Annotated in this window: 7 protein-coding genes; all 7 read right to left on the bottom strand. The window is 71.7% G+C overall.

Features of this window, described 5'->3' with window-relative positions:
- Positions 1 to 5: 5 nt before the first annotated feature.
- Positions 6 to 7,847 carry an amino acid adenylation domain-containing protein gene (locus ABZ374_RS03385; RefSeq protein WP_360305615.1) on the bottom strand — a complete coding sequence of 2,614 codons (7,842 nt, stop codon included), beginning with the start codon at positions 7,845 to 7,847 and terminating at the stop codon, positions 6 to 8.
- 11 nt (positions 7,848 to 7,858) lie between these two features.
- Complete coding sequence (locus ABZ374_RS03380) at positions 7,859 to 15,619, bottom strand: amino acid adenylation domain-containing protein (protein WP_360305613.1); 7,761 nt, start codon at positions 15,617 to 15,619, stop codon at positions 7,859 to 7,861.
- A gap of 43 nt (positions 15,620 to 15,662) precedes the next feature.
- Entirely contained in the window at positions 15,663 to 16,850 is a 1,188-nt protein-coding gene (locus ABZ374_RS03375) for an NAD(P)/FAD-dependent oxidoreductase (protein WP_360305611.1), read from the bottom strand.
- 146 nt (positions 16,851 to 16,996) lie between these two features.
- Positions 16,997 to 17,227, bottom strand: a complete 231-nt coding sequence (locus ABZ374_RS03370; protein ID WP_360305609.1) for a phosphopantetheine-binding protein — start codon at positions 17,225 to 17,227, stop codon at positions 16,997 to 16,999.
- Between the two features lie 34 nt (positions 17,228 to 17,261).
- A complete protein-coding gene (locus ABZ374_RS03365) occupies positions 17,262 to 18,857 on the bottom strand; it encodes an amino acid adenylation domain-containing protein (RefSeq protein ID WP_360305607.1) in 1,596 nt (531 codons plus the stop codon).
- 161 nt (positions 18,858 to 19,018) lie between these two features.
- Complete coding sequence (locus tag ABZ374_RS03360; protein ID WP_360305605.1) at positions 19,019 to 19,678, bottom strand: FMN-binding negative transcriptional regulator; 660 nt, start codon at positions 19,676 to 19,678, stop codon at positions 19,019 to 19,021.
- A gap of 34 nt (positions 19,679 to 19,712) precedes the next feature.
- Entirely contained in the window at positions 19,713 to 19,928 is a 216-nt protein-coding gene (locus ABZ374_RS03355) for an MbtH family protein (protein ID WP_360305603.1), read from the bottom strand.
- Positions 19,929 to 20,116 lie beyond the last annotated feature (188 nt).

Here is a 20,116-nt window from a genome sequence, read left to right as displayed (position 1 = left end):
TGGTTCTACTCCTCTACGATCATCTTGCGGAGAGCGGGGCGAAGGGGAACAGCCGATTTCTCCGTCCACTCCGCGAGCGCGGACACCGTGGGCAGGTCGAAGAGCCGGCGGATGGGTATCTCCACGCCCACCTCGGCGCGGGCGCGGGTGATCAGCCGGGTGGCGAGCAGGGAGTGCCCGCCGAGTTCGAAGAAGCCGTCGTCGATGCCGACCCGCTCCAGGCCGAGCACCTCGGCGAACAACGCGGCCAGCGCCTGTTCGCGGGCGGTACGCGGCGCCCGGAAGGGCCTGGTGGGGGTGAGGTCGGGGGCGGGCAGCGCCTTGAGGTCGAGCTTGCCGTTGGGCGACAGCGGCAGCCGGTCGAGCGGTACGTAGGCGGCGGGGACCATGTAGTCGGGCAGTCGCTCGGCCAGGTGCTCGCGCAGTTCGTCCGGGTCCGGGGCGCTCGCGCCCGGGGCGGGGACGAGGTAGGCGGCCAGGTAGGGAGTGGTGTCGTCGGTCCGCTGCGTCACCACGGCGGCCTGGGCGATCCGCGGATGGGCCGTCAGTGCGGCTTCGACCTCGCCGGGTTCGACGCGGTAGCCGCGGATCTTGACCTGGGTGTCGATCCGGCCCAGGTGGTGCAACTCGCCGTCGGGGGTGAGCCGGGCGAGGTCGCCCGTGCGGTACATCCGGGTGCCGGGCGGCCCGTACGGGTCGGCGACGAAGCGCTCGGCGGTCATCCCGGGGCGGCGGTGGTAGCCGCGGCCGGCCCCGGCCAGGTAGAGCTCGCCGGGTGTGTCCGGCGGCAGCAGGGTCAGGCCCGGGCCGAGCACGTAGGCCCGCACCCCGGGGAAGGGGCGGCCGATGGGCACCCCGCCGGCGTAGCGCTCGTCGGGGTCCAGGAGGTGTCCGGTGGCGTAGAAGGTCTCGCTGGGGCCGTAGCTGTTGATCACCCGGGCCGTCGGCCAGAGCGTGCGCACCCGCTCCGCCAGGGCCGGGGTCAGCACTTCGCCGGAGATGTTCAGTGCCGTGGGCCGGATGCGGTCGCCGAGTTGGTCGACGAGTTCGGCGAACGCGGACGGGACCGAGCAGATGACGTCGACGTCCCAACTGTCGCGTTCGATCAGCGCCAGTACGTCGCGCACGATCTCGACGCTGCCACCGGTGGTGAGCGCGGCGAACAACTCGAAGGTCGCGACGTCGAAGCCGATCGAGGCGGCGAGCAGCACCCGCCCGCCCGCCGTGGTGCCGGCGTGCGCGACCAGGGTGTCCACGGCGTTGACGACCGTGGTGTGGGTGACGCTCACGCCCTTGGGCACGCCGGTGGAGCCGGACGTGTAGATGACGTAGGCGAGGTTGTCCGGGCCGGCCGCCGGCCGGGCGGTGGTCGACGCGGTGGCCGCCGCACCGGTCGACGCGGTGGCCCGCAGGTCGAGGTCGTCCAGGACGAGGATGGGGGTGTCCGTGGCGGGGACGACGTCGCGGGTGCTCGCGTCGGCCAGGATCAGGTGCGGCCGGGTGCCGGGCAGGATGTGCGGCAGGCGGCTGCGGGCGAAGGCCGGGTCGACGGGCAGATAGGCCCCGCCCGCCCGGAGCACGCCCAACAGGGCCACGGCCGCGTTCGCGGTGCGCGACAGGACCACGCCCACCACGGTCTCCGGGCCCACCCCGCGCCCGACCAGTTCGACCGCGAGCCGTTCGGCGCGGGCGTGCAACTCGGCGTAGGTCAGCGACTCGCCCTCGGCGACCACGGCGATCGCGTCCGGGGTCCGGGCCACCTGGGCCTCGACGAGTTCGGTGATCGTGACGCGCCGGGGCGCGGCGGCCGGGTCGTCGAATCGGGCGAGCATGCGCTCGCGTTCGGCCGGCTCCAGGGTGTCGACCTGCGCGACCTTGAGCCCGGGGTCGGCCGCCAGTTGCCGCAGCACGCGGGCCAGGCGGGCCGCGTACGTCCGCACCGTCTCCCGGTCGAAGACGGCCGGCGCGTACTGGATGGTGAGCTGGAGATCCGGGTCGGCCGCCGCCAACAGGCACAGCGGGTAGTGGTTGCCCGCGGACGGGCGGAAGTCGGTGAAGGCGATCCCGTCCGCGGCGTCGGTGGCGGCGCTGAGCCCCTTCCGGTCGATCGGATACGACTCGAAGACGAACAGCGTGTCGAACAGGGGTTGCAGACCGACGGCCTGTTGGATCTCCGCGAGCCCGTGGTAGTGCTGCTCCACCAGACCGGCCTGCCGGCTCTGCAACCGGGTGAGCACCTCGGCGACGGTGTCACCGGGCGCGTACGCGACGCGCACCGGGACGGTGTTGATGAACATCCCCACCATCGACTCGACGCCCGTGACCGCGGGCGGGCGCCCGGAGACGGTGGTGCCGAAGACCACGTCCCGGCGGCCGGTCAGTTCGCCCAGCAGCAGCGCCCAGGCGCCCTGCACCAGGGTGTTCGCGGTGATGCCCAACTCGGCTGCCCGTCGGCCGAGTTCGCGGGCCTGGTCGAGCGGGAGCGGGATGTCGACCAGGCCGCGAGCGCCGTCGTCCGCGTCGCCGGCGTCGGGAGCGAGCAGGGTGGGCGCCTCGACGCCTTCGAGTTCGGCTGCCCACGCCCGAGCCGCCTCGTCCCGGTCCTGTCGGGCGAGCCAGGAGAGGAACTCGCCGTGGTCGCGGGTCGGGGGCAGACCGGCCGGGTCGCCGTCGGCGGCGTAGAGCAGCAGCAGGTCCCGCATCAGCAGCGGCGTGGACCAGCCGTCGAACAACACGTGGTGGACGGTCAGCACGAATTCCGGTCGATCGGGGTCGAGCACGGCCAGGGCCAGCCGGAACAGCGGCGGGGCGTCGGCGTCGAAGTGCGCGGCCCGGTCCTGCGCGAGGAAGCGCTCGAACGCCTCGGCTCGTTCCGCCTCGTCGGCCCCGGTCAGGTCGAGGTGGCGCCACGGCAGGGTCGCCGTCTCCGGGATCACCTGCACGATGTCGCCGTCCGCCCGGTCGACGAACGCGGCGCGCAGGCCGGCGTGCCGCTCCAGCAGTGCCTGCCCGGCCCGGCGCATGCGCTCCGGGTCGACCGCGCCGGAGAGTTGGAAGACCAACTGGATGTGATACGGGTCGAACGACGCCCCGGCCAGCATGGTCTGGAAGAGGATCCCGGACTGTGCCGGAGTCGCCGGCCACACCTTCGCCAGTCTGCCGAAGCGGGCCTCCCAGGCGTCGATCTCCGCCTGGCTCACCGTGACCAGAGGCGCGTCGCTCGGGGTCAACCCGCCGGCGTCGCACGTTTCGGCGTGCCGAGCCAGGGCGGTCGACGCCTCGACCCACGCATCGGCCAGTTCGCGCACCTCGTCGCGGGAGAGCACGCCGGTCGGGAAGCCGAAGTACGCGGTCAGTTCCTCGCCTTCGGGGCCGGCCGCGGTCACCGCGTTGATCTCCAGCGCGGACAACACCGGCAGGTCCGCGTCCGGCGCGGCGATCAGGTCCGCGTGCGTGGTGTCCGGGACCCACCCCAGGCCCCGCAGTTCCTCGGGGATGTCCCCGCCGGAGGCCCGGCCCAGGTAGTTGAAGCCGATCTGCGGCTCGCGCTCCCCCGCCAGCACGGCGGCGGTCTCCGGGTTGAGCCGGCGCAGCAGGCCGTAGCCCATGCCGTGGTCCGGCACCGCCCGCAACTGCTCCTTGACGGCCTTGATCGCCCGCCCGGCCGCCGGCCCGCCGGCGAACGCGTCCGCCACGTCGATCCCGGCCCAGTCCAGGCGCACCGGATACATCGCGGTGAACCAGCCGACCGTGCCGGACAGGTCCGCGCCCGGCACCAGGTGCTCCTCGCGGCCGTGCCCCTCCAGCCGGACCAGCGTCGAGGATCCGGCCCCGCCCCGGGTGCCGCGCCGGCGCGCCAACGCCAGTGCCAGGGCGGCCAACAGCGCGTCGTCGACCCCGGCGCGGAAGAGCGCGGGCACCGTGTCCAACAAGGTGCGCGTGACGTCGGCCGGCACCCGCACGCGCACCGTGTCCACGGTGGCCGCGACATCGCGGGTGCGATCCGGCTCCCGCGAACCCAGCACGGGCTCGTCACCGGCCAGGATCCCCTGCCACACGGGCAGTTCGGCCACCCGCGCGGGGTCGGTCGCCTCGTCGGCCAGGGCATGTGCCCACCGGCGCAACGAGGTACCCGTGCCGGCCGGCTCCGGGGTGTGGCCGTCGCGGACCCGCTGCCAGGCGGACACCAGGTCCGGGACCAGGATCCGCCACGACACGCCGTCCACGACCAGGTGATGCAGCACGATCAACAACCGGCCGGTGTCCGCGTCGGTGTCCGCGTCGGCCGACAACCAGACGAACTGCGCCATCACGCCCGCGTCCGGGTCCAGCCGACCCGCCGCCGCGTGCAACTCGGCCCGTACGTCCGCCTCGCCGTGGACCACCTCGCGCAGCAGCGCGCCGGCGTCCACACCGCCGACCGGGTCCATCCACAACCGCGACCCGGCCCGGTCCAGCCGCGAACGCAGCACGTCGTGCCGATCCAGCACCGCCTGCAACGTCGCGACCAACCCCGCACGATCGACGCCCTCGGGCAGCGTCAACAACGCGGACATGCAGAACCGACCGATGCCGCCACCCAGCTCCAGCACATGCGCCGCGGTCGGCGGCAACGGCGCCCAGCCCACACCGCCCCCCGGCAACTCGGCCAGGGTGACCCGCTCCTCGTCCCCCCGGCCCTCGACCAACTCCGCCAGCCGGGCGACCGTTCGCTGCTCGAAGACCTCGCGGGTGCTGACCAGCACGCCACGCGTCCGGGCCCGTGCGACGACCTGGATGGATCGGATGCTGTCGCCGCCCCGGGCGAAGAAGTCGTCGTCGACACCGACGCGTTCGGCGTCCAGCACGTCGGCGTAGACCTCGGCCAACACCCGCTCCGCGTCGCTGCGCGGCGCCCGGTAGCCGGTGCCGGCGAACTCCGGCTCGGGCAGCGCCGCCCGATCCAGCTTGCCGGTCGCGGTCAACGGCAGCCGGTCCAGCAGCACGAACACGGCGGGCACCATGTAGTCCGGCAACCGCTCGGCCACGAAGCGCCGCAGCTCCGCCATCGAGACATCGGCGCCCGTCTCGACGTCGACGTCCGCGGGACGAACACCCACCGGCGCCACGTAGCCGACGAGTCGTTTGTTGCCGGTCCCGTCCTCGCGCACCGTGACCGCCGCCCGGCCGATCGCGGGATGCCGGGCCAGGACGGTCTCGATCTCGGTCGGATCGATACGGATGCCGTTGATCTTCGTCTGGTTGTCGGCTCGCCCGACGTATTTCAGCCGACCGTCGTCGTCCCACCGGGCCAGGTCGCCGGTGCGGTACATGCGTGCGCCGGCGGGTCCGAACGGGCAGGCGACGAACCGTTCCGCGGTCGCCCCGCCGGCCCGATGGTAGCCGCGGGCGAGCAGGCCCGTGACGTACAGTTCGCCGACCACGCCCGGCGGGACCGGGGCCAGTTCCGGCCCCAGGACATGGGTGCGCATGTTGGCCAGTGGTTGGCCGACCGGGATCGCACCGGTCCCGGCCCACCGGCGCGGGAGCGTGAAGGTGGTCGCGTAGAAGCTTTCGGTCTGCCCGTAGGCGTTGACGATCCGGGCCTCGGGGAGCGCGCCGTGCACCTTGTGGACCAGGTCCGCCGACAGTGCCTCGCCGGCGAGGATCACGGTCCGCACATCCAGTTCCAGGGCGCCCGGGCGGTTGCCGGCGAGGTCGTCGAGCAGGGCGGAGAACACCGTCGGCACCGCGCTGATGGTGCTGCCCGACCACCGGTCGCGTTCGGCGAGTTCGAGGACATCCCGGACGATCTCGACACTCGCCCCGGTGCCGAGCGCGGTGAAGATCTCGAAGACGGAGACGTCGAAGTTCACCGAGGTCGCGGCGAGCATCCGCGATCCCGCCTCGATCCCGGCCACCCGACGCAGGTCCCGCACCCCGTTGACCACGGCGGCGTGGGTAATCGCGACGCCCTTGGGGGTTCCGGTCGAACCCGAGGTGAACATCACGTAGGCCAGGTGGTCCGGGCGGAGTCCGGTGTCGGGCCCGTCGCCGACGAGGTCGCGCCGGTCCCGGTCTTCGGGACGCTGGGCTTCGGGACTCCGGTCTTCGAGGCGCCGGTCTTCGAGGTGCAGCACCGGCGCCGGGCAGTTCGGCAACGTCGACGCCGTGTCCCGATCGGTCAGGATCAGGGCGGGCGCGGCCGTGCCGAGCAGGAGGTCCAGGCGGGCGGCCGGGTGTTCGGGGTCGATCGGCAGGTAGGCGCCGCCGGCCTTGAGCACGCCGAGCAGCGCGACGACCAGGTCCGCGGATCGCGGCAGGGCCACGGCCACCAGGACGTCCGGCCCGACCCCGCGTCCGCGCAGCACCTCGGCCAGCCGGTCGGCCCGCGCATGCAACTCCCGGTAGGACAAGGTGGTCTGCCCGAACACCACGGCGGTCGCGTCCGGTGTGCGCAGCGCCTGTTCGGCGAGCAGCCGCACCACCGTCGAGTCCGGCGCCGGCACCGTCGTCTCGTTCGACCGGTCCAGCCGATCGTGCTCGTCCTCGGTGAGCACGTCCACCGCGCCCAGCCGCCTGTCGGGATCGGCGACCACCTGGCGCAGCACCCGCACGTAGCGGTCGGCCAGGCTCTCGGCGGTGGTGTGGTCGAACAGCTCCGTCGCGTACTCCAACCGCCCGTAGGCCCGCCCGGACGCGCCCGGGACGATGTTGAGGAACAGGTCGAACTTCGCGGTGCCGGTGCCCGCCGGGACCGGGGTGACCTCCAGGCCCGGTATCTCGAACTCGGCCCACACGAACTGCCAGGCGAGCATCACCTGGAACAGCGGTTGGTACGAGGTGGTGCGGTCCGGGCCGAGCAGTTCCACCAGTCGCTCGAACGGCACGTCCTGGTTGTCGTACGCGGCCAGCGCCCGATCGCGCACCTGCTCCAGCAGGTCGCCGAACGAGGGGTTCTTCGACAGATCGACGCGCAGCACCCAGGTGTTGGCGAACAGGCCGATCAAATCGTCGAGTTGCTCGTCGGCGCGGCCCTCGATCGGGCTGCCGATGGTCAGGTCGTTGCCGGCGCCGAGGTGGTGCAGGAGCACCGCGAGCACGGCCTGGGCGACCATCGGCGCGGTGGCACCGTGGTCCGCGGCCAGCTTGCCGATGCCGGAGAGCAGTTCCGGTTCCATCTCGAAGTCGACGTGGCCGCCGCGGTGTCCGGGCGCGGTCTGCCGGGGCCGGTCCAGCGGCAACTGCACCGGCTGCGGAACTCCGGCCAATTCCGCACGCCAGTAAGCGAGTTGCTCTGCAGCGATGCTTTCCGGGTCCGCCTCGTCGCCCAGGAGCTGCCGCTGCCACAACGTGTAGTCCTTGTACTGCACCGGCAGCGGCTGCCACCCCGGCGCGTGCCCCTCCCGGCGGGCCGAGTACGCCGACACCAGATCCCGCAGGAACGGTGCCACCGACGCCCCGTCCGCGGCGATGTGGTGGAACACCGCGACCAGCACGTGCTCCTGCGGAGCGATCCGAAGCACCGTCACCCGTAAGGGAAGTTCGGTGTCCAGGTCGAACCCCTCGCACACCACCTCGTGCAGCGCGGAGTCGACCGCGTTCGCGGCCACGTCCACCACCTCGAACCGCACGGCCGCCTCCTCCGGCGGCAGGACCCGCTGCTCCGGCGTGCCGTCCGCGTCCTCCACGACCAACGTGCGCAGGCTCTCGTGCCGAGTGACGACGTCCGCCACCGCCTCGGCCAGCGCCGCCGTGTCCAGCGGCCCGTCCAGGCGCAGCACGAACGGGAAGTTGTAGGTCGCGGACGGGCCTTCCAGACGGTGCAGGAACCACAGTCGGCGTTGGGCGAAAGACAACGGGATCATCGACGCTTCTCCTAGACGGTCATCTGGCGGAGCTGGGGGCGGCGCTTCGACTTCGACAACTCCTCGATCCGCGCCGCCAACCCGGCGACGGTCGGATTGCGGAACACCATCGTGACCTTGACGTCCACGTCGAGTTCGCTGCGGATGCGGCCGATCAGCCGCGTGGCCAGCAGCGAGTGCCCGCCGTGGTCGAAGAAGCCGACGTCGATGCCGACCTCCTCCACCCCGAGCAGCTCGGCGAACAGCCGGCACAACACCTGCTCCCTGGGGTTGCGCGGTCCGCGTCCGGTCGCGGCCTTCGCGTGGTCGGGTGCGGGCAGCGCGGCGCGGTCGATCTTCCCGCTCGGTGTGGTGGGGAACGCGGCGAGCGACAGGATCGCCGAAGGAACCATGTACTCCGGCAGGCGCTCGCGGAGCAGGCCGGTCAGCGCCTCGACGTCCGGCCCGCCCGGGTCCGCCCCGGCGCCCGCCAGCACGTACGCGACCAGCCGCTGGTCCCCGACGCGGTCCTCGCGCACCACGACGAGCGCCTGTGCCACGCCGGGGTGTTCGGCCAGCACCTGCTCGATCTCCCCGGGTTCGATCCGGAAGCCGCGGACCTTCACCTGGAAGTCGGTGCGTCCGAGGTACTCCAGTCGACCGTCCGCGCCCCATCGCACCAGATCGCCGGCGCGATACATCCGCGCGCCGGGCTCGCCGAACGGGCAGGCCACGAAGCGCGCGGCGGTCAACTCCGGCCGACCCTGATACCCGCGGGCCAGGCCGTCGCCGGCGATGTACAACTCGCCCGGCACCCCGCGCGGGACCGGCAGCAGCGCCGAATCGAGCACGTAGACCGAGGTGTTCCCGACCGGCGTCCCGATCGCCGGGACACCGCCTCCGGGCTCGACCCGCGCGATCGTCGACCAGATCGTCGTCTCGGTCGGACCGTACACATTGGCGACCTCGACGCCCGCCGCGGCCAGGGCTTCGGCCAGTTGCGCGGGCAGCGCCTCGCCACCGACCAGGATCCGCAGACCCCGCGCCGCGTCCGGCTCCTCCATCAGCAACATCTGCCAGAACGCCGGTGTCGCCTGGACGACGGTGACCTCGTGCCGGCGCATCGTCTCCACCACGGCCGACGGCTGGGCGACGGTGTCCTTGCCCGCGAGCACCACCGCCGCCCCGGAGATGAGCGGGAGATACAGCTCCAACCCCGCGATGTCGAAGGAGACCGTCGTCACGGCGAGCAGCCGATCCGCCGCCGTCAGCGGAACCCGTCGGCGGAAGGTGGCCAGGAAGTTGGCCAACGCGCCGCGCGAGACGGCCACTCCCTTCGGCCGTCCGGTCGAACCCGAGGTGTAGATCACGTACGCGGTGTTCTCCGGCCGCACGACCGGCTCCGGCGGCGAATCCGGATACGCCGAACACCGCGCATCGGCGAGCAGATCGGGATCGAGCACGAGCGCCGGACGGGAGTCCGCCAGGATGTGGTCGATCCGCGCACGCGGGTGTGCCGGGTCGATCGGGATGTATCCCGCGCCGGCCTTGAGCACCGCCGACAGCGCGACCACCAGGTCCGCGGTTCGGGGCAGGCACACCGCGACCAGCGACTCCGGCCGCACCCCCCGATCGATCAGCCAATGCGCCAACCGGTTCGCCCGCTCCTCCAACTCCCGGTAGGTCAACGACTCTTCCTCGCCGATCACGGCCGGAGCCGCCGGCGTCGCCCGGGCCTGCGCGGACACCGCCCGCACCAGGTCCGGTTCCAGGGTCGGCTCGACCGTGTCGTTGACGCCGTGCAACAACCAGTGCCGCTCCTGCTCGCCGAGCACGTCGACGTCCGCGAGGCGCGCCCCCGGATCGGCGAGGAGTTCGTCCAGCACCCGGACGAGCCGGGCGGCGATCGCCTCGGCCTCGGCGCGGTCGTAGAGGTTGTTCTGGTAGTCGAGGGAAAGCCGCAGGTAGGGGTCGGCGGAGTTGAGGGTCAGCGGGTAGTGCGAGCCCGCGAACGGCCGGATGCCGTCGATGGTGAACCCGGCCGAGGTGTTCGCGTCGGCCATGCCCTCGCGGTCGACCGGGTAGTTCTCGAACACGACGATCGTGTCGAACAGGGCGGGCAGCCCCACGCCGCGCTGGATGTCGGCCAATCCGTGGTAGTGGTGGTCGAGCAGCGCGGTCTGCCGGGCCTGCAACTCGGTGAGCACACCGCCCAGGGTGTGCTCCGGTCGGCACGACACCCGGATCGGCAGGGTGTTGATGAACAGGCCGACCATCTCGTCCGAGCCGAGCAGGTCCGCCGGGCGACCGTTGACCGCCGCGCCGAACACCACGTCCTGCCGGCCGGTCAGCTTGGCGAGCAGGATCGCCCAGGCACCTTGCAGGAGCGTGTTCTGGGTGACCCCCAACTCCGCGGCACGCCGCGCGAGTTCGCGGCCCTTGTCGATCGACAGCGGCACCTCGACCCGCCCGAGGGCGGACGCCGCCTCCTGGAACGGGGCCTTCGGGGCGACCAGGGTCGGCTGTTCGAGTCCGGCGAGCTCGGCGGCCCACCGGGCGGCCGACGCCTCCCGGTCCTGCCGGGAAAGCCAGGCCAGGTAGTCACCGTAGCTGCGGACCGGCGGAAGCTCTTCGGTCTCGGAGTACAGCCGAACCAGGTCCGTGATCACCAACGGCGACGACCAGCCGTCGAACACGGTGTGGTGCGCGGTGATCACCAGCTTCGCCCGCTCCGGCCCGCAGGTGAGCAGCCCCAGGCGCAACAGCGGCGGCCGGGTGGGATCGAGTTGGTCGGCCCGGTCCTGGGCGAGGAACGTGTCCAGTGCCGCGTCCTGTTCGGCCTCGCCGCGCCCGGTCAGCTCGACGTGCCGCCAGGGCAGCACCACGTGTTCCGCCACGACCTGCACCGGATCGCCGCCGGCGCCGGTGACGAACGCGGAGCGCAGGTTCGGATACCGGCCGAGCAGTGCCTGGCCGGCGGCCCGCATCCGCGCCGGGTCCACGCGTCCGGACAGGTGCAGCACGAACTGCATGTGGTAGACGTCGAAGGAGCCGTCGGCGAACGCCGCCTGGAACAGGATCCCGGACTGCGACGGGGAAACCGGCCAGACGTCGGTCAGCCGGCCGTAGCGGGTCTCCCAGGTCTCGATCTCGTCCTGGCGCACCGGCACCAGCGGGGCGTCCGAGGGGGTCAGTCCGCCGATCGCCGGCCGTGCGGCGTACGCGGCCATGCCGTGCAGCATCTCCACCCACAGGTCGGCCAGTTCGCCGGCCCGCTCGCGGGACAGCGCCCCGGTGGGGAACATGAAGACCGCCTGCAACCGGGTGCCGTCGGCGGTCTCGGTGGCGACCGAGTTGACCTCCAGGGCGGACAACGCGGGCAGGTCCGGGTCGGGTGCCGGGATCAGTTCGGCCGACCAGGACGCCGGGCCCCACCCGTTGCCGCGCAGGTGTTCGGGCACATCGGCGTCGGAGATCCGGCCGAGGTAGTTGAACCCGATCTGCGGCACCGGGAGGTCGGCGAGTCGTGCGCCGGTCTCCGGGTTCAGATGGCGCAGCAGTCCGTACCCGACGCCCTTGTCCGGGATCGCCCGCAGTTGCTCCTTGACCAGCTTGATCGCCGTCCCGGCGGCCGGGCCACCGGTCAGCGCGTCGGCCGAGTCGACCCCGCGCACATCGATCCGGGCCGGGTACATGCTGGTGAACCAGCCGACGGTCCGGGACAGGTCGGCGCCGGGGACGACGTCCTCCTCCCGGCCGTGCCCCTCCAACCGCACCAGGGTCGAGCGGTCCGCGTCGCGCCACCGGTTCACCGCCAGCGCGAGGGCGGCGAGCAGCACGTCGGTCCCGGTGCTCTTGAACGCCGCGGGCAGCTTGGTCAGCACCGCCTCGGTGACCTCGGCGGACAGTTGCACCCGCACGCTGTCGAGCGTGGCCATCACGTCCACCGCCGGGTCGAACGCCCGGGCGCCCAGCGGGGGGTTCGACGCTTCGAGCACGTCCCGCCAGTAGTCCAGCTCCGCTTCCCGTTCCGGGGCGAACGCCTGGCTCTCCAGGGCCGCGGCCCAGCGCCGGGCCGAGGTGCCGACCTCGGGCAGCTCGGGCGGGCGACCGGAGCGGACCTGCTGCCACGCCTCGGCCAGGTCCGACATGAGGATGCGCCAGGAGACGCCGTCGACCACCAGGTGGTGCAGCAGCACGAGCAGCCGGCCCGCTCCCGATTCCGGGGCGAACCAGACGAAGGCGGCCATCGTCCCGGCTTCGGGGTCGAGTCGCCCGACCGCGTCGTCCAGTTCCGCCTTGGCCGCCTTCAGCGCGGAAGGCTCGTCCCACCGGCCGTCGCAGGCGACCCGGCGGATCAGGTCCGCCGCCCGCACGGAGCCCTGCGGCCGCGCGACGAGCGAGAGTTCGTCGGCCCGTACCAGCCGCGCGCGCAGCAGATCATGCCGGTCCAGCACCGCGTCCAAGGTCGCGATCAGGCCGCGCTCGTCGATGTCCGCGGGCAGTTCGAGCACCATCGACATGGCGAAGCGGTCGATGCCGCCGCCGTGCTCGAAGACGTGTCGGGCCACCGGCTGCAACGGCATCGGGCCGACGCCGCCGCCCTCGTCCTCGGCGAGCGCGGGCGCCCGGTCCCGGTCGGTGCCGGCCACCTCGGCGAGGCGGGCCGCCGTACGGCACTCGAAGATCTCCCGGGTGGTCAGGTCCAGGCCACGGGCGCGGGCCCGGGCCACCACCTGGATCGAGCGCAGGCTGTCCCCGCCCACCGCGAAGAAGTCGTCGTCGACACCGACCCGTTCCACACCGAGTACGTCCGCGTAGGCCGCGGTGATGATCTCCTCGGCCTCGGTGCGCGGTTCCCGGTAGACCTCGCCCACGAACTCCGGTTCGGGCAGCGCCGAGCGGTCCAGCTTGCCGGTCGGCCCGAGCGGCATCCGGCCCAGCACCACGAAGGCCGACGGCACCATGTAGTCGGGCAGCCGGGCCGCGACGAACCGGCGCAGTTCGGCGGCCGAGGCCCCGGCCTGCACGTCCACGTCGCCGATCCCGCCGACACCGTCGGCGCCGACGCCTCCCTCGCCGATGTGCACCACGTACGCGACGAGCCGTCGCCCGCCCGCGGGTACCTCGCGGCTGACCACCACGACCTCGCTGAGGCCGGGGTGTTGCGCGAGCGCGGCCTCGACCTCGGCCGTCTCGATCCGGAAGCCGCGCACCTTGACCTGGCCGTCGCCGCGACCCAGGCACTCCAGCCTGCCCTGGGCGTTCCAGCGGGCCAGGTCGCCGGTGCGGTACATGCGTTCGCCCGCGGGGCCGAACGGGTTCGCCACGAACCGCTCGGCGGTCATCCCGGGGCGGCCGTGGTAGCCGCGACCCAGGCAGGTCCCCACCACGTACAGCTCTCCGATCACACCCTGCGGCACCGGGGCCAGTCCCGGGCCGAGCACGTAGGCACGCATGTTCCCCAACGGGGTGCCGATCGGCGCGACCTCGCCGTCCGTCCATTCCTCGGTCGCCCCGAGGGCGAACGTGGTGGCGTAGAAACTCTCGCTCTGCCCGTAGGAGTTCACGATCTGCGCGTCGGGCAGCGCCGCGCGCACCTGTCGCACCAGCCGGGCCGGGAGCACGTCGCCCGCGAGCACGACGGAGCGCACCCCGGTCGTCTTCCCCAGGTGGCCGAGCAGTTCGCCCAGCACCGAGGGGACCGCGCTGATCACCTGGCCGTCCCAGCCGTCCCGCTCGCCGAGCACCAGCGCGTTGGGCACCACCTCGGCGGTGCCGCCGGTGGTCAGGGTGGTCAGCAGCTCGAAGACCGAGACGTCGAAGTTGACCGAGGTGCCGGCCAGCATCCGCCACCCGGGCGGCGCGTCCAGCACCCGCACCAGTTCGCGTACCCCGTTGACGAGGTTGCGGTGGGTGATCGCCGCGCCCTTCGGCTTGCCGGTGGAGCCGGAGGTGTACATCACGTACGCCAGGTTGTCCGGGCGCGGCGCCGGGATCCGGCCCGCGTGCGACGCCCCGGCGCGGGCGGGCCATTCGGCGCGCCGGTCGAGGTCGACGGTCGTGATGTCCTCGTGCGGCAGGTCCCGCCACGTCGCGGTGTCGGTGACCGCGAACCGCGGCGCGGCCTCGGCCAGCACGGTCGCCGCCCGCCCGCCGAGGTACTGCGGGTCCATCGGCAGGTAGCCGGCACCGGACTTGAGGATGCCGAGCAGGCCGACCACCAGGTCCTCGGTGCGCGGCAGCGCCAGTACCACCAGGTCCTCCGGCCCGGCGCCCCGCCGGACCAGTTCGCCCGCGACGTCGTTCGCCCGGTCGTCCAGCTCGCGGTAGGTCAGCGTCCGGTCGTCGCACACGATCGCCGGGGCGTCGGGGGTCCTGGCCACCTGCTCCTCGAACAGATCCGGGACGGTCAGTTCGGGCACCGCGGTGGCGCTGTCGTTGAACCGGACGAGCAACCGCTCCCGTTCGGCCGCGTCGAGCACGTCCATGCCGCCGATCCGGCGCCCGGCGTCGGCCACGAGCCGGCTCAGCACGCGCACGAACCGGTTCGCGATGCCCTGGACGGTGTCCTGGTCGAACAGGTCGGTGACGTACTCCAGCCGGCAGTTCGCGCCGCCCGCGGCGAGCGGAATCATGTCGAAGAACAGGTCGAACTTGGCTGATTTGGTGTCCAGTCGCTCGGCCCGCACGTCGAGGTCGGGCAGGGTCAGATCCGGCACGGGCGGTTGCCAGGACAACATCACCTGGAAGAACGGGTTGTAGGCGGTGGACCGGTCCGGGTTCAGCAGTTCCACCAACCGCTCGAACGGCATGTCCTGGTTGTCGTAGGCGGCCAGCGCCCGGTCCCGCACCCGCCGGAGCAGCTCGCGGAAGGTCGGGTTCCCGGAGAGATCGACGCGCAGTACCCAGGTGTTGACGAAGAAGCCGACCAGCTCCCGCAGTTCCTCATCGGTGCGGCCGGCGATCGGCGCGCCGATGGGCACGTCGTCGCCGCAGCCGAGGTGGTACAGCAGGACGGCCAGCGCGGAATGCATGACCATTGAGACGGTGGTGTCCGCCTGCGCCGCCAACTTTTCCACGGACGCCAGCAGTTCGGGGTCGATGGTGAACGCCACCTGATCGCCGCGGGGGCTGATCGCCTTCGGGCGCGGACGGTCGGTGGGTATCGCCAGCGGTTGGGCCAGATCGGCCAACGTCGCTCGCCAGTAGTCCAGTTGTCGGGCCGCCAGGCTGTCCGGGTCGGACTCGTCACCGAGCACGTCGCGCTGCCACAGGGTGTAGTCCGCGTACTGCACCGGAAGCGGCTCCCAGGCCGGCGCCCGGCCCTGCCTGCGCGCCGCGTAGGCGGTGGTGAGATCGCGGAACAGCGGCCCGAACGACTCGCCGTCCACCGCGATGTGGTGCGCCACCAGCACCAGGGTGTGGTCGCGCGGTCCGCACCGCACCAGCAGGGCGCGGATCGGCACGTCGGCGGCCAGATCGAAGGTCTCGGTGGCCACCTCCTCGACCGCCGCCGCCCGCCGGGCCTGCGTGACCTCGACCACCGGGAGTCGGAACGGCCGGTGGTCGGCCGGGAGCACCTGCTGATGTGGCACGCCCTCGTCGTCCTCGACGATCACCGTACGGAGGATCTCGTGCCGGTCGACGACGTCGCGAAGCGCCGACTCCATCGCGCCCACGCTCAGTTCACCGGTCAGCCGCAGCGCGAACGCGCCGTTGTAGGTCGGCGACGGGCCTTCGAACCGGTCCACGAACCACAGCCGGCGCTGCGCGAACGACAACGGGATCATCGGGTCTCCAAATCGGCGGCACCACGAGGGAGCAGGTGGTCGCTCAGCTCAGGCCGAGCAGGGTCAGGAGTTCGTCGTTGTAGAAGTCGTCGATGGAGCACGCCCCCGACAACGTCGAGAAGTAGCGGTCGATCTGCTCCTGGTGTCCGACCAGTTTCCGCAGCATGTCGACCCGCCCCTCGGGCTTGAGTTCGGCCACGTTGAGGGCGCCCTGGTAGTGGCTGAGGGCTTCACCGCTCAGGCCGTTCTCGTACCGCCGCAGGGCCGTCTTGAGCGCGGCGTCGTCGTGCAGCCCCTGGCCGATGTGGTCGGTGAGCGACTGGGCCTGGACGAAGGCTTCGGTGATGCCGCGGGCGGTGATGGAGTCCTTGTGGTTCACCGCGTCACCGATCAGCACCCACCCGGGCCCGTACGCCTTGCGGAAGAAGTTCTCCTGATGGCCGGTGCCGTACAACTGCTCCACCCGCCGGCCCGCCTGCATGCGCTCGTACAACTCGGGCTCGGTGGTGCGGAAGGCGTCGAGGTAGGCGGGTTCGACCGCCTTGCGGACCTCGTTGAACTCGTCCTGGGGGAAGTAGGCCATGATCAACGTGAGGTCGTCGTTGGTGGGGATGACCCCGAGCCAGCGCCCCGGCCGCTCGTACAGCTCGAAGTGCGAGGGAACGTCGGCCCAGTAGCTGTAGTAGGTGGTGGTCATCCGCGGGTGTTCGACGACGTTCTGCGCGCCGACCTTGCGGGCCACCAGCGAGCGCATGCCGTCCGCGCCGACGACCAGACGCGCCAGGTCCGTCGCCTCGGCGCCGCCGGGCGTGGTGTACCGCACCCCGACGACCCGGTCGCCCTCGAACACCAGATCGTTGACGGCGCAGCCCTGCCGGAAGTCCACGCCGGCCGCCGCGGCGCCGTCCGCGAGAATCGGGTCGAGCACGAACCGCCTCGGCGCGTAGGTCTGGTGCAGACCGTCGATCGGCAGCGAGAAGCCGTCGACCCGGACGCCGGGCCCCGCGTAGCTCTGCCGGGTGATCGGCGTGCAGCCCGAGTCGCGGATCCGGTCGAGCAGTCCCCACCGGTTGAGCAACGCGACGCCCTGCATGTGGATGTAGTGCGAGGACAACGTGTCGAGCGGGAACCGCGCCTTCTCCAGGAGCAGGACGCGATATCCCTGCTGAGCGAACAACATGGCCGCCGGCGCACCCGCGCAACGGGCACCTATGACAATTACGTCGTACATGGCGCCTCTCTTACCAGGTAGTTTTCGGATCCCAACGCGGCCGCAGCCGGAAATGTCACCGTGTTCGCGATCCCACGGTGCTTGCGCATGCCGTCGATGCAGCGGACGGAATTTCCGCTGCCGAACGGCCGTGAATTCGCCCGACGCTACCGGGTTTCCGCGGTCATGGATTCGATGTACGCGGAAATCGAGGCCACCGTCGGATTCAGGAACATCTGGTCCGCCGGGACCTCGACGTCCAGTTCGTCGATGAAAGCACCCTGAATCCTGGCCATAATCACGGACTGGCCGCCCAGGGCGAAGAAGTTGTCGTCGATCGATATGTCGTCGCGCTGGAGTTCCCGGCACCAGATGGTGCGCACTCTTTCGGCAATCATCACAGTCCTCTCGGTTGCCATCAAGGTCCGTCGACTATGCCGTGTCGTCGTCGGCGCCGGTCGACGCATATTGCTTCCGGCCCGCTTCGGCCAGCGCCGCCCGGTCCACCTTTCCGTGCGGACTCAGCGGAATCCGCGCGATATTGACGAAGCGGGCCGGAACCATGTTGCGCGGCAACGTCTCCAGGAGGCGGGTACGCACGTCGTGCTCGGCCAGGTCCTCCCCCGTCGGGACGAGGAACGCGATCAGCTCGGCGTCGCCGGATTCGGGGTGGCCGACCACCACGGCGGCCTGCCGGACCCCGGCCAGCCGGCCGAGTGCCCGCTCGATGTCGGTCGGATCGATCCGCATGCCCCGCACCTTGACCTGGGCGTCCATCCGGCCGCCGACCACCAGTTCCCCGGCCTCGCTCACGTGGCCCCGGTCGCCCGTGCGGTACAGCCTGCGCGGCTCGCCGTCGACCACGATCGTGGTGAATCGCGCGGATTCGGGACCGGAGCCGTTGAGGTAGCCGGCGCCGACGCCGGCCCCCGAGATGCAGATCTCGCCGTCCTCCCCCACCCCGACCCCGCGCAGCCCCTCGTCGAGGAGGTGGATGTCGGTGTTGTAGGCCGGCCCGCCGACCGGTGCGATGTCGTGTTCGCCGGGCCGGTATCCGGCCAGGTCGTACGACGACGCGACATCGGTGCACTCGGCGACGCCGTACTGGTGCAGCAGGGTGCAGGTGTTGCCCGGACGCCGTGCCCAGTCCAGGACACGTTCGACGTGCAGCGGCTCGCCGCCGAAGAGCAGGTAGTCCAGCCGGCCGAGCGCCTCGCCCTTGCGGGCGATCTCCCAGTCCACCAGCAGGTACAGCGTGCTGGAGGCGCAGTGCACCGTGCGGATCTCGTACCGCGTCAGCATGCGATACGCCAACGCCGCGTCGAAGTTCCGGCTGGCCATCAGGTATTGGGTGGCCCCGCAGAACAACGGCATCATCAGGCTGCGTTGGGAGAGGTCGAACCCGAACGCGCTGACGACCAGGTTGTTCGACCCGGCATCCAGGCCGTACTCGATCATCAGCCAGTTCAACAGGTTGAACCAGCCCTCGTGCCGCACCGCGGTCAGCTTCGGCGTACCGGTCGACCCGGACGTGAACACCGCGTAGCACACGTCGTCCCCGGTGACCGGGACGTTCGGGGCGGTCGTCGGGAGAGCGTCGAGCCGCTCGGCCAACCGGTCGAGGGTGACGACCTCGACGGCCGCCGACTCGACCGATTCGACGGTGGTCGGGGAGGCCACGATCAAGGCGAGGTCGGGCACCTGCCCGAGCAGCAGCCGCAGTCGCGCCGCCGGGTAGGCCGGGTCGAAGGGTACGTAGGCCGCGCCCGCCTTGAGCGTGCCGAGGATGGTGACGAGCAGGTCGATCGAGTAGTCGAGGCAGACGCCGACCTTCGCCCCCGGGCCGTGTCCGAGCGCGGCCAGCAGGTGCGCGAACCGGTTGGCCTCGGCGTCCAGTTCCGCGTAGGTCACCTCCCGGCCGGCGCAGTGCACCGCGACGGCGTCGGGGGTGGCCTTCGCGTGCGCCTCGAACTGCCTGTGGACGACGGGCGCCGAAGGCAGGGCAACCCGCTTTCCCTGAAGAATCATCAGCCGACTCCGATGTGACGGGTGTCCGGTCGGGTGAGCCGCCGGCGCACCGCGGGGGAACGGGCTGCTCCGGCGCCGCTGGGCGATCCGCGGCTAGGCGGCGTCGAGCACCCGGGCGCGCGGGCGGGCGGCGATCGCGCGGCCGGGTACCCGGGCGTCGATCACGGTTGTTTCACTTCGGTCAGCCTGCCCATGTACTCCGCGGTCTCCCGCTGTCGGCCGGCCCCCTCCCGGGCGAAGTGGCTGCACACCTGGTCCCGGGTCTCGCTGGTCTGCTCCTGGCTGAGCTTGAACATCGCCTCGGCCCTGGTGATCTCGAACCGGAACGCGCCGACCCCGGGCAGTATCTTGCGGAAGTAGTCGATCGACTCGGACATGTCCCAGCCGGATCCGAACCCGGACTCCAGGACCTGCACGGTGGAGCGCACCACGAACAGCGTCTCCTCGACCGACTCGATCGGGTGGATCACTCCACGCACCTGTGCGGCCGTGAAGTTCCAGGTCGGCGCCGCGGGGGTGAACCCGTAGAGCGTCGGCGAGACATAGGAGTGCGGGCCGGCGAAGCTGAGCACCCCGGGCATCGCGGGTCGCAACGCCTTCCACTGGGGGTTCTCCCGGTTCATGTGGCACAGCAGCGTCGCCCCGGTCAGGTCCGCGAGCCCCTCGACGGGCGACTCCGGGTCCGGGACGACCGGCAGGTGTGTGCCGAACGGCCCTTCCTCGTCGCTGCCGTTGGTCATCAGCAGTGCCAGTGGGTTCCGCCGCATCAACTCGACGATCCACTGCGCGTCGGGCTCTCGGTACATGCGAGGTACGAACATCGTGATCCACTCCTCCGCAGAATCCGACCGGCGTTCAGTCCGCCGCCATCGCCTCCCGCAGGCTCCTCGGGCGCAGGTCGGTCCAGTTCTGCTCGACGTATTCCAGGCACTCGGCCCTGGCCGCCTCACCGAAGACCACCCGCCAGCCGGCGGGCACCTCGGCGAATACCGGCCACAGGGAGTGCTGTTCCTCGTCGTTGACCACGACGTGGAAACGGCCGTCCTCGTCGTCGAAGGGGTTCGTGCTCACTGGCACCGTCCTTAATTCGTCACGATACGACTCGGGAATGAAAAAGCCGGAACCGAGCAACCCCAATCGACTCGGGGCATCTCGGGATTGCCATTCGGCCGGGTCCGGGCGACCCCGATCGGCACGGGCAACTCAGGATTGCAAATCACCGGAGCCGGGGCGACCCCTGACCGGCCTCGGAGCGACCC

The organism is Embleya sp. NPDC005971, from assembly GCF_040629175.1.
Classification (GTDB): Bacteria; Actinomycetota; Actinomycetes; order Streptomycetales; family Streptomycetaceae; genus Embleya.
The sequence above is the reverse complement of the archived record's forward strand: the minus strand, read 5'-3'. Positions and strand labels throughout refer to the sequence as shown.